Origin of the sequence: Micromonospora sp. ATA51 (assembly GCF_016802855.1) — a bacterium.
GTDB lineage: Bacteria > Actinomycetota > Actinomycetes > Mycobacteriales > Micromonosporaceae > Micromonospora > Micromonospora sicca.
Genome location: NZ_JAEVHJ010000220.1, coordinates 1 through 11,249, shown reverse-complemented (window position 1 = coordinate 11,249; position 11,249 = coordinate 1). Strand labels below are relative to the sequence as shown.

The window sequence follows — 11,249 nt, the reverse complement described above, 5'->3', positions numbered from 1 at the left end:
CGCGCTCCGGGCGGTGAGGTGAGCCCGCGGAGGTCGGGGCTCCCGCGCGGACAGCAGCGCGTTCAGTCCGCCGGCGAGCGCGGCGCCGGCGAGGACGCCGAGCACCGAGGCGAGCAGCCCGATCACCGCCGCCTCCAGCAGGGTCGCCCGGAACACCTGCCCGCGGGTGGCGCCGACCAGCCGCAGCAGCGCGGTCCGCCGGGTCCGCTGGGCGAGCACGATGGCGAAGGTGTTGGCGATGACGAAGCCGGCCACCACGACGGACACCGCCGCGAAGGTCATCAGGAACAGGCCGAACTGGCGCTGGTCGCGTACCGCGTCGTCGACCGCGTCGTCGAGGATCTGCTGCCGCTCCTTCACCGTCGCCCCGGCCCCGGCCACGGCGCGGACCCGTTCGGCCAGCGCCCGCGGGTCCGTCCCGGGACGGGCGGCCACCATGATCCGGCCGTACCCGGGCTCGCCGGTCACCGCGAGCGCGTCGGCGCCCACCAGCCCCAGGTACGGTCCGCCGACGTCCCGCGGGGTGCCGGCCACGTCCACCGTGCCGACCAGGGTGTACGGCCGGGCCGCTCCCCCGGACCCGCCGACCCGTACCGGTGAGCCGAGCCGGAAGCCCTCGTCGGCGACGGTCGGCGCGTCGAGCACCAGCTCGCCGGGGCGGGCCGGCAGCCGGCCGGCCACCACGTCGTACGACTGGAGGGCCGGATCGGTGGGGATCGCGGCGAGGACGGCGTACCCGAGCACCGGGCGGCCGTCGGAGCCGACCACCCCGGCGGAGCCGGTCAGCTCGCCGTCGGCGGCGGCCACCCCGTCGACGGCCCGCACCTGGTCGACCAGGGCGGGCGGCAGGGGCGTCTTCCCGGCGTACACGGCCAGGTCGGTGTGCCGGTCGAAGGTGCCGGCGCGCTCGTACGCGGCGGCCCGCATGCCGTCGGTGAAGATCAGCGTGCCGGCGACGAAGGCGACGCCCAGGACGATGGCGAGCGAGGAGAGCAGCAGGCGCAGCCCGTCGGCGCGTACCTGGCGCAGGGTCAGACGGAACATCGGGTCACCGCCCCTGGGCCGGCGTGGCGGCCGGGTCGAGGCGGGTGAGCGCGTCGAGGACCTGCCCGGCGGTCGGCGCGATCAGTTCGTGGACCAGGCGGCCGTCGGCGAGGAAGACCACCCGGTCGGCGTGCCCGGCGGCCACCGGGTCGTGGGTCACCATCACGACCGTCTGGCCGAGGGTGTCGACCGCCTCGCGGAGCAGGCGCAGCACCTCGGCGCCGGAGCGGGAGTCCAGGTTGCCGGTCGGCTCGTCGGCGAAGACCACCCACGGCCGGGTGATCAGCGCCCAGGCCACCGCGACCCGCTGCTGCTGCCCGCCGGAGAGTTCGGCGGGCCGGTGCCGGAGCCGGTCGGTGAGCCCCACCGCGGCGACCACCTGCCGCAGCCAGGCCGGGTCGGGCCGCCGGCCGGCGATGGCCAGCGGCAGGACGATGTTCTCCTCGGCGGTGAGGGTGGGCAGCAGGTTGAACTTCTGGAAGACGAAGCCGATCCGGTCCCGGCGCAGCAGCGTGAGCCGCCGGTCGTCGAGGCGGGCGAGGTCCGCGTCGCCGATCCGCACCGCGCCGCCGCTCGGCCGGTCGAGCCCGGCGAGGCAGTGCATCAGCGTGGACTTGCCGGACCCGGAGGGTCCCATGATGGCGGTGAACCGGGCGGCGGCGAAGTCGAGGTCGACGCCGTCGAGCGCGACGACCCGGGACTGGCCGGCGCCGTACTCCTTGCGCAGGTCGCGGGTGGTGACCGCGACGCCGGCAGCGGTCGTGACAGGTGCGACGGACACGTGGTGCTCCCCGTGTTTCAGGCGGTGGATCTGACCCTTCCGACGCTAGGCGCGGCACCGGCCGGTTGATCTCCACCTGCGCGCTCGACCTGGGTACGACCGGGGTCGCCCCGGACCGGGTGGACCCGTACGACCCAGGTCGTACGCCCGCTCAGCCGCCGGGGGTGACCAGCCCGCTCTCGTACGCCAGCACCACCGCCTGCACCCGGTCGCGGAGCTGGAGTTTCGCCAGGATCCGGCCGACGTGGGTCTTCACCGTCGCCTCCGCGACGTGCACCCGGGCGGCGATCTCCGCGTTGGACAGGCCCTGCGCCACGAGCAGCAGCACCTCCCGTTCCCGCTCGGTGAGCTGGGCCAGCCGGGGGTCCTCGGTCGGGCCGGGACCGAGCTGACCGGCGAACCGGTCCAGCAGCCGCCGGGTGATCGACGGCGCCACCACCGAGTCGCCCTCGGCGACCACCCGGATCGCGGCCAGCAGCTCCTCCGGCGGGACGTTCTTGAGCAGGAAGCCGCTCGCCCCCGCCTGGAGGGCGGCGAACGCGTCGGCCTCGGTGTCGAAGGTGGTGAGCACCAGCACCCGGGGCCGACCCAGCGGCCGCCCGGCGCAGATCCGGCGGGTCGCCTCCACCCCGTCCATGGTCGGCATCCGGATGTCCATCACCACCACGTCCGCCTCGACCCGGTCGAGCACCCGCAGCGCGTCGGCGCCGTCGATCGCCTCGCCGACCACCGCCAGGTCGGGCTGGGAGTCCAGCACCATCTTGAACCCGGCGCGCACCAGCGCCTGGTCGTCCACGATCACCACCCGGACCGTCATGCCGCCACCCCCTCGGCCGCCGACGGTAGCGGCAGCCGCACCTCGACCCGCCAGCCCCCGGCCAGCCGCGGCCCGGCGGTGAGGCTGCCGTCGTACACGCTGACCCGCTCGCGCATGCCGACCAGGCCGTGCCCGCCGGACGGCGCCGGCTGGACCAGCGGCCGGCCGCGCCCGTCGTCGACGGCCCGGACCAGCACGGCGTCGTCGGAGTACCCGAGGTCCAGCTCGACGGACGCGCCCACCCCGGCGTGCTTGAGGGCGTTGGTCAGCGCCTCCTGCACCACCCGGTACACGGTCAGCTCCAGGCCCGGCGGCAGCGCCACCGGCTCGCCGGTCACGGTCCAGGCGATCCGCAGCCCGGCGGCGCGGAACCGGTCCAGCAGCTCGGGCAGCTCGACCAGCGCGGCCGGCGGTGCGCCGGCTCCGCCGACCACCCGCCGCCGTCGGCCTCACCCGCCATCCCGGGCGCGGCCACCGGCTCCGCCGGCTCGGTTCCCGCAGTACGCCCACCAGCCGCCGCATCTCCTCCAGCGCCTGCCGGCCGGTGTCGGCGACCACCTTGACCGCCTCGCGGGCGGTGGCCGGGTCCCGGTCGATGGTGAAGCGGGCGCCGTCGGCCTGCACGATCATCACCGCCATGCTGTGCGCGACCACGTCGTGCAGCTCCCGGGCGATCCGGGTGCGCTCCTCGGCCACCGCCGCCCGGGACTCCGCCTCCCGCTCGCGTTCCAGGGTGGCGGCCCGCTCCTCCAGGGTCAGCACGTAGAGCCGGCGGGTCCGCACGTTGAGGCCGACCAGCCAGACCGCGCCGGTGATCAGCCCGAAGTAGATCGCGCTCGCCCACCAGGCCGCCGGCCCGCGGACCTGGAGCGCGGCGAGCACCACCCCGACCGCGGCGGCCGCACCGGCGAGGATGCCGTCCCGCAGCCGGTCGGCGTACTTCACCACGCTGTAGAGGGCGATCAGCACGGCGATGTCGTAGCCCAGCGGACCCCAGCCGGCGATCACCTGGGTGAGCGCGAGGGCGCCCACCACGACGGCCACCGGCGTCGGGTGCGACCGCCGGAACAGCAGCGCCACCGCCATCGCGCAGCCGACCAGGGTCGCCTTCCAGCCGCCCGGCTGGGTGACCACGCCGGCGACGGCGAAGAGCACCACCAGGCCGGAGACGGCGACGTCGAACGCGACGCCGCGCAGCGGACGGCCGAAGATCGTGCGGTTCACGGTCACCCAGCGTACGGGGCGTCCCGCTCGTCGATGCCCACCGTCGGCCCCGCTTCGAAGCCAGCGGCCACGGCGACCGACCAGGCGACCCACTCAGCGGCGAACCGCCCGCGCACCCGGTGCAACGTGGCCCGCCCCGACGCCGGCCAAGCCGAACCGGTGATGGCCACTGTCCAGCCGTCGACCGCGCCGGGCGCCCAGTCGCTCACTGCCCGGCTGAGGGCATCGGCCTCAGCCCGGGAAGACAGCACGACCCGGATCTCCGTGTCGCCGACCAGCTCCGGCAGCAACGCGGTCGCCCGTCTCAGGTGGGCCAACAGGTGGGCGGTACCCAAGACGCGCTCGGGTTGCCCTTCGCCGGCGGCCAACATGACCCAGGCTGGCGTGCGGTCAGACGCCGGCCGATCGTTGTGCCCTCGCCGGCCGGTCCTCACGAGGAACGGTCGGCGACGAAGACGCCGAGACCCTGGTGGCCGTACAGTTCGCCAGTTTCGATGAGGATCGTGATGGCCTGGCGGACCGTCGACTGACTGCCGACCTCGTACAGGTCGGCGAGAGCCTTGGTCGAGGGCAGCTTGTGTCCGGGCGGCCACTCGCCCGAGGCGATGCGTTCCCTGATGTCGGCGATGATCCGCCGATAGTGCGGCTCGAACTTCCGTGGTGCGGGCATGCGAAGTACTCCCAGCTAGGCCCACACATCTGATCACGGCCCGCGGGAGAACTTCAAGAGCAACGTTGACTTTACCAGTATTGTCGGTAGGGTGCAGAGACGAGGAAAGGCCCCAGCTAGGCACTGCGGCCCCTTCCTTCGTCGGAGCGGCAACCGGACGGTCAGAGGGCCGCCGTGCTGCTCCGACGCCAGCAACCTGAGCCGTCGGCAGACGGCCGACAAGGAGCAGGCCCGGGGTGGGTGCCGGGCTCCGGCCGGCGTGGGCGCGCGGTCGCGCCGGTCGCCCCCGCCCGCCTCGGCGCCACCTGCCCATCGACCAGGGAGGGTCATGGATTCGACCGACGCCGTCCTCGACGGGCTTCCGCTGCCGCCCCGGTGGATCGTCCACCTCCCCACCACCCTCACCAGCCTGGACGAGGCGATCTCCCTGACCGTCGCGCTGCGGGACTCGTTGCGCCACGTCACCGCCATCGACTTCGGCGAGACCACCCTCAGCGAGGAGGACCGCCAGTTCGTGCGTACCCGGGTCTGGTGCGACGCGCTGCTCGGCGACTCGGCCCGCTGCCCCCTCCCGGCCGACCACGATGGAGCCTGCACCGGCCGCGACGGCCGACCGCGGTAGCCCCTGAGCCGTCAGGCGAACCGTTCGGTCGTCACGGGGATCAGCCCCTGCCGGCGCAGGACGGCGGTCAGTTCGTGCAGCACCGGCCCGACGGCGTCGTCGGCGTCGGTCGCCAGCGAGGCGGTCAGGTCGAGGCACCAGGCGAGGCCCTGGCCGATCCTGCGGAGGTTCCAGTCGAACAGGTCGCTGCCTACCCGCAGTCGGCGGCGGGCATCCCCCGTGCCTGGTCGGCAGGATCGTCTTCGGCCGGCGTCCGCCACCCGGCACTCAGGTTCGCCAGTTGGTCCGCACGAAGGTCCTTGGCGAACAGGACGCGGTAGACCCGCTGCTCGTGGAATCCGTCCGGTGCGTCCGCCGGACCGAGCCGGAGCGGCGGCGCGGTCGGAAACGGTTCGTAGTGACGGAAGTAGGTACGCAGTACGGCTTCGGCGGGCAGCCGTCCCCCGCCGAGCTGCCGGTAGGACGCCTCGGCGGCGCCGCGGCCGACCGGCGTCACCCGCCCGGACAGCTTCGGGTCGGTGCGCATGCCGCGGCTGAAGGATGCGAAGCTCCACCAGCCGCCGTCCGCCGGTGTCCACCCTGCACTCCGCAGGCCCAAGGTCGACCAGTCGCAGTCCCGGACGAACTCCTCCACGAGGATCCCCTCCGCCCGGGGTTCCGGCGGGCGGGCGTGATCGGCGAGAGGATCAGGTAGTAGTCCAGCCGCGGTCGCGGCTCGGCGGTATGGGAGACCGCCGCCGGTCGCCCGGTCCGATGCGGATTGGTGGTCATGTGGCGGTCAGCGGGCCAGCAGTTCGTGCATCCGGTCGATCTCGACGCCCTGCTCGGTGGCGACCGAGTTGGCGAACTCGTTCATGGTCAGGTCCGCGCCCACCTTGAGCAGGTCGGTCGCCATCGTGACGGCACCCTGGTGGTGCGCGGTCATCATCTGGACGAAGAGCCGGTCGAAGTCCGCGCCCCGGGCGGCCGCGAGCCGCCGCATGGCCTCCGGGGACTGCATGCCCCGCATGGTGCCGTGGTCGTGGCCGGCGACCTCCGCGGGCAGCCCACGCGCGGCGAGCCAGCCCCGCATCAGGCCGATCTCCGGCTCCTGGGCGGCCCGGATGCGGTCGGCGACTGCGCGGACCCGCGGGTCGGCGGCCCGGCTCTCGGCGAGCGCGGCCATCTCCAGCGCCTGCTGGTGGTGCGGGATCATCATCCGGACGAACCAGACGTCGAGGCTGTTGTACCGGGGTGGTGACGCGTCCCGGACCTCCTGCGCCGGGCGGACCGCCGCCGACTCCCCCGGCCGTCCGGGCACGATGACCGGGGGTACGTCCGCCGTGGGCGACGCGCTCGACGTCGCTGCGGCAACCTCCGGGGCGCTGTCGGCGGGCGACCGAAGGGTCAGGCCGAGGACGACCAACACCAGGGCTCCAACTGTGACGGCGATGAGCGTCCGTCCACGTCGGTCAGTCATGCGCGACCCCTCCCGGTCGAGGTGACAGCGATCCTATCCATAGACAATGGAACCCGAATGTGACTCAGGTCACATTGATGTCGGTCGTCCGCCGGTAAGGTGTGGGCAATCGTCATCCCCTTTCGAAGGGTCTCGCCGATGATCAGATTCACTGCGTCTCGGTCCCGTCAACTCCGGATAGTGAGCCTGGCCGCCACCGGCCTGCTCCTTGCCAGCGTCGCCACCGCCACCAGCGCTCAGGCGACACCCCGACTCAGCGCCGAACCCGCCACGGTGGACGCCGCCGGGCTCGGTGTCGACCAGATCTCCAGCAGCCCCAACATCCGGCAGATCGCCCACCTGCCGAAGCAGGCGCCGTTCGACACCGAGAGCGCCTTCGGCACCGACATGGCCTTCCAGGGGCCGTTCGCCTACGTCGGCAACTACAACGGGTTCGTCATCTACAACATCGCGAACGCGTCCAAGCCGAAGATCATGTCGCAGGTGCTCTGCCCCGGGTCCCAGAACGACGTCTCCGTCTACGGTGACCTGCTCTTCCTCTCCACCGACTCCTCCCGCAGCGACGACTCCTGCAACAGCGTCTCGCAGTCGGCGTCGGTGAAGGAGTCCTGGGAGGGCATCAAGGTCTTCGACATCAGCGACAAGGAGAACCCGCGCTACATCAAGTCGGTCGAGACCGACTGCGGCTCGCACACGCACACCCTGGTGCCCGGGAAGGACGGCGACTCCGTCTACCTGTACGTCTCCTCGTACAGCCCGACCGCGTCGTTCCCCGACTGCCAGCCGCCGCACGACTCGATCTCCATCGTGAAGGTGCCGCTGAACCAGCCCACCGACGCGGCGGTCGTCAGCACGCCGAACCTCTTCCCGGACGGCGGGTACCCGGGCCGCCCGGGCGGCTCGGCGACGACCGGCTGCCACGACATCACCGCGTACCCGGAGAAGGACCTGGCCGCCGGCGCCTGCATGGGTGACGGCATCCTGATGGACATCTCCGACCGGGAGGCGCCCCGGGTGATCAACCAGGTCCGGGACACGGTCAACTTCGCCTTCTGGCACTCGGCCACGTTCAACAACACCGGCACCAAGGTCATCTTCACCGACGAGCTGGGCGGCGGTGGCGCGGCGACCTGCAACACGACCGTCGGGCCGAACCGCGGCGCGGACGCCATCTACGACATCACCGGCAGCGGTGACGCCCGGACGATGGTGTTCCGCAGCTACTTCAAGATCCCCCGGGCCAACTCCAGCACCGAGAACTGCGTGGCCCACAACGGCTCGCTGATCCCGGTGCCCGGGCGCGACATCATGGTCCAGGCCTGGTACCAGGGCGGCATCTCCGTCTGGGACTTCACCGACTCGTCGGCACCGCGGGAGATCGGCTACTGGGAGCGGGGACCGATCTCCGACACCCAGCTGATCCTCGGCGGCGCCTGGTCGTCGTACTACTACAACGGCAACATCTTCTCCAGCGACATACAGAAGGGCCTGGACGTGCTGGAGATCGACCAGGAGTCCATCCCGGGAGCCAACACGAGGCACTTCAACCGGCTCAACGTGCAGACCCAGCCCGACTACCGGGACTGACGTTCCACGCCGCACTCGGGCCCGGCCCCGCACCACGGGGGCCGGGCCCGACGCCGGTCAGCTCATCGCCAGCTGGTAGCGGCGCTCGCCGCCGCCCCTCGCGGTGACCAGCCGCACCTCCCCGGTGCGCAGGCCGTACGTCACCGACCAGCGGGTGTGCGGCTGCCGGACGGCGTCGAGGAGCTTCAGCGCGGCCGGGGAGTCCACCACCCCGCCCGCCTTGTCCAGTGCGGCCGCGATGACGCCGTACCGGTGGTCCTGCCGCAGCCGCCGCTCGGGCACGTCGATCACGGGCACGTTGGTCAACGCCTGCCAGCGGCCCCGACCCCGCTGGGCCCGCAGCCTCCCGTCGACGAACTCGACCACGGCGGACGCGCCGGTGGCATCCGCGAGCAGGTAGTGCAGCGGCGGACCGCCGGCGAAGTCCAGGTTGTAGCGCTCGAAAACGCCGATCGCCTCGTCCACCGTGGCGGCGTTGTCCAGCACGAGGCGCAGGATGCGTACCGAGCCGGCGGTGGGGCGGCCCGGCACCGGACGGGCGGTCGCCCGGTCGTCGGCGGCCAGCCCGACGGCGAGCCCACGCTCGTTCATTCCGTCGAACGGCAGCAGCGGCGCGTTGAGCAGCCGCCGGTCGCCGGCCGGATCGGGGCCGACACCGAGGTAGGAAATGTCCACCAGGGAGATCGAGGCGTACCCGTCCGGCGGGTCGGTCCGCAGCACCAGGGCCGGATTGGGTTCCCAGTCGAAGTTGCGAGCGAACAACGGCCGGCCACGGTCGCCGAGCGCGGCGAAGAGCGAACAGCCGAACGGGCTCGCCGTGGGCGGCGCGGAAATGCCGACCGTCGGGTCGTAGTCGCCCGCGTAGGTCATCTCGTACAGCGGCAGGTCGTCGACCTTGCGCAGGCTGGCCAGGGTCCGCTCGACCTGGCCCGGGTCCTGCCGCGAGGCCATCGGCGTCCCGGCCGCGGCCGGGCGCGGCGCCGGGGTCGGCGGACGCGTGCACCCGGTGCCGGCGACAAGCAGGGCGCCGCCGGCGGCGAGCAGAGTCCTCCTCCGCATACCGGCGACGCTACGGCTGGCACGGACGGTTGTCCATGGCCGCAGCGATCGCCCGGCTGCCTCGCCGTCCCGGCGGGCCGGCTGTCAGGGTGCCGGGATGCGGGCCAGCTGCTCCTCGATCGCCGCTGCGGAGAGGGCCGGCCGGCCGCCGGGATGGCCCACCGTGGCTCCGGCGGCCGCGACCGCGTACCGGGCGGTGTGCTCGGGCGGGTCGCCGCGGAGCAGGCCGACGGTGAGCGCGGCGACGAAGGCGTCGCCGGCGCCGGTGGTGTCCACCGTGGGCGTCTCGCTGAGCGGCACGAACAGCTCGCCGCCCGGCCAGGCGAAGGCGTTCCCCTCCCCCGCCACCTCGATGGCCACCAGCGACGGTCCCCGCCCGAGCAGCTCCCGGCCGGCCCGCAGGCCGGCGTCGGCGTCCTTCGGCGGGTCGCCGACGATCAGCCCGGCCTCCCGCGCGTCGGCGCGCAGCACGTCGGCGAGGGTGAGCAACTCCGCCGCGCCGTCCGGGTCGTCCGGCGCGCCGTCGAGCAGCACCAGCCGGTCGGCCGCCCGGGCACACCGCGCCGCCGCGAGCGCCGCCGGCAGCGGCTGCTGCAGCTGTACGAGCACCGCCCGGGCCGCCCGCACCACGTCCTCCGCGCCGGCCACGTCCGCCTCGGTCAGCAGGGTCTCCTCGGGGATGTCCTCCAGGTAGCGCCAGCGGCCGTGGGCGTCCACCACGTCGACGATGAGCGCGCTCGGCGTGCCCTCCCGGCGCACCACCGGTGCCACGTCGATGCCGTCGCTGCGCGCCTGGCCGAGCAGCCGGTCCCCGACCTCGTCCAGCCCCACCACCCCGAGCAGGCCGACCCGCGCGCCGAGCTGTGCGAGGCCCACGGCCTGGTTGGCGCCCTTGCCGCCGAGCAGCTCCCGGCGACGCCGCACGAGGGCCGTCCGGGAGGCGCCGGGAACCTCGTCCACCAGCAGCACGAGGTCCCGCGCCACCTGCCCGACCGCGATCGCGTCCAGTCCCGCCATGCCGGGCTGATACCCGGGCCGCCGCCGGTCACGCCCCGGGACGGGGTGGCTCAGTCGTGGGCCCGCTCGACCGTGAACATGAAGCAGCCGTAAACCACGTTGCGGCTGTGCAGCGCGACCACCGCCGGGTCGGCGAACAGCTCGGCGATGACCGCCTCCGGGTCGTCGCCGTCGTGCCGCCGGCCGCCGTGGATGCGGCCCCGCCGGTCGTACGCCCGCAACACCTGCGGACGTCCCCGCCAGGCGCCGGGTAGCCGCCGGCGGGATCGGCTCCCCGGCAGTCCGCGTCGTGGGCGAAGACCGGCCCCACCTCCCGGTACGGCCCGGCGGCCAGCGGCGGCGCGTAACCGAACAACAGCAGCGGCTCGCCCGGATTCGCATCGCGCAGGCAGCAGCGCAGCGGCTCCCCGCCCTCGGCGGTGGACCGCTCCACCGGCTGCCCCGCCGCGTCCAAGCCGGTGGCCCGAACGGCGGCCAGCGCCCCGGCCGGCAGCGGGCGGACGAGGAACGTGTTGTTGCCGAGTGCTGTCGTCATGACCCCAGCCTCGCGCGACCCGGAACGGGATGCTGGCGGCGATCGGACCTCGCGTCACCGTTCCAGTGCTCAGCCGGGCAGCGCCGCCTCGTCGCCACCGCGGGTGCGGCGCGGGCCGACCAGCCGGCGGACCACCGGGCGGCGTTCCACTTCGCCGCGCCGACCAGGTCCCGGGCATTGTGATCTCGCCGCGCGGGGCGAGGACGGCGAGCATCCGGCGAAAGGTGGGGGTCGGCCTCCGGGCCGATGCTGAGCGCGATGCCGCACATTCTGCTTCCTACTTCTTGCTCATTGCTGAGCGGTTCGGATAAATTCGCTCTCCGCTCGGCGGTGGCCGGGCTGGAGTCCTGGACCGGCAGTCTGGTCCGGTGGCGATCGGTCCTGTCCTGCAGGATCTGCTTCACCTTGTGGTGTGGGGTGTGCAGGGCGATGTC

12 protein-coding genes and 2 pseudogenes are annotated in these 11,249 nt (G+C 73.5%); 2 read left to right on the top strand and 12 right to left on the bottom strand.

Annotation, left to right across the window (positions count from 1 at the left end; genetic code table 11):
• The 6 genes and pseudogenes from JNW87_RS26785 to JNW87_RS26760 all read right to left on the bottom strand — a co-directional run.
• A partial coding sequence (locus tag JNW87_RS26785) for an ABC transporter permease (RefSeq protein ID WP_238454643.1) occupies positions 1-1,044 on the bottom strand: 1,044 nt, incomplete at its 3' end.
• Positions 1,045-1,048: 4 nt separating this feature from the next.
• Positions 1,049-1,825 carry an ABC transporter ATP-binding protein gene (locus JNW87_RS26780; protein WP_109800113.1) on the bottom strand — a complete coding sequence of 259 codons (777 nt, stop codon included), beginning with the start codon at positions 1,823-1,825 and terminating at the stop codon, positions 1,049-1,051.
• 151 nt (positions 1,826-1,976) lie between these two features.
• Positions 1,977-2,642 (bottom strand): response regulator transcription factor, encoded by a 666-nt coding sequence (locus JNW87_RS26775; RefSeq protein ID WP_109800114.1) that lies wholly within the window; start codon positions 2,640-2,642, stop codon positions 1,977-1,979.
• A pseudogene (locus JNW87_RS26770) lies at positions 2,639-3,872 on the bottom strand (sensor histidine kinase). The gene JNW87_RS26775 and the pseudogene JNW87_RS26770 overlap by 4 nt, the downstream one beginning before the upstream one ends.
• Positions 3,869-4,183 (bottom strand): hypothetical protein, encoded by a 315-nt coding sequence (locus JNW87_RS26765; RefSeq protein WP_146230975.1) that lies wholly within the window; start codon positions 4,181-4,183, stop codon positions 3,869-3,871. The pseudogene JNW87_RS26770 and the gene JNW87_RS26765 overlap by 4 nt, the downstream one beginning before the upstream one ends.
• A 113-nt stretch (positions 4,184-4,296) precedes the next feature.
• Entirely contained in the window at positions 4,297-4,536 is a 240-nt protein-coding gene (locus JNW87_RS26760; protein WP_109800117.1) for a winged helix-turn-helix domain-containing protein, read from the bottom strand.
• Positions 4,537-4,864: 328 nt separating this feature from the next.
• On the opposite strand from JNW87_RS26760, the gene JNW87_RS26755 reads away from it, so the two are divergent.
• Positions 4,865-5,158, top strand: a complete 294-nt coding sequence (locus JNW87_RS26755) for a hypothetical protein (protein ID WP_109800118.1) — start codon at positions 4,865-4,867, stop codon at positions 5,156-5,158.
• A gap of 190 nt (positions 5,159-5,348) precedes the next feature.
• On the opposite strand, the gene JNW87_RS26750 is transcribed toward JNW87_RS26755, so the two are convergent.
• Together JNW87_RS26750 and JNW87_RS26745 are read right to left on the bottom strand one after the other, a co-directional pair.
• Entirely contained in the window at positions 5,349-5,792 is a 444-nt protein-coding gene (locus tag JNW87_RS26750; RefSeq protein ID WP_238454642.1) for a hypothetical protein, read from the bottom strand.
• 144 nt (positions 5,793-5,936) lie between these two features.
• Positions 5,937-6,617 carry a DUF305 domain-containing protein gene (locus JNW87_RS26745; RefSeq protein WP_109800120.1) on the bottom strand — a complete coding sequence of 227 codons (681 nt, stop codon included), beginning with the start codon at positions 6,615-6,617 and terminating at the stop codon, positions 5,937-5,939.
• Between the two features lie 138 nt (positions 6,618-6,755).
• Here JNW87_RS26745 and JNW87_RS26740 point away from each other — a divergent pair, with 138 nt between their 5' ends.
• Entirely contained in the window at positions 6,756-8,204 is a 1,449-nt protein-coding gene (locus JNW87_RS26740) for an LVIVD repeat-containing protein (protein ID WP_109800121.1), read from the top strand.
• Between the two features lie 57 nt (positions 8,205-8,261).
• Here the strand turns inward: JNW87_RS26740 and JNW87_RS26735 are convergent, their stop codons facing one another.
• The 4 genes and pseudogenes from JNW87_RS26735 to JNW87_RS26720 all read right to left on the bottom strand — a co-directional run.
• Entirely contained in the window at positions 8,262-9,263 is a 1,002-nt protein-coding gene (locus JNW87_RS26735; protein WP_109800122.1) for a carcinine hydrolase/isopenicillin-N N-acyltransferase family protein, read from the bottom strand.
• An 84-nt stretch (positions 9,264-9,347) separates the two neighbouring features.
• Entirely contained in the window at positions 9,348-10,280 is a 933-nt protein-coding gene (locus JNW87_RS26730; RefSeq protein ID WP_109800123.1) for a PfkB family carbohydrate kinase, read from the bottom strand.
• Positions 10,281-10,330: 50 nt separating this feature from the next.
• A pseudogene (locus JNW87_RS26725) lies at positions 10,331-10,815 on the bottom strand (DUF1203 domain-containing protein).
• The coding region (locus JNW87_RS26720) for a hypothetical protein (protein ID WP_238454641.1) at positions 10,812-11,249 on the bottom strand (438 nt) is incomplete at its 5' end. The gene JNW87_RS26720 and the pseudogene JNW87_RS26725, both read right to left, overlap by 4 nt.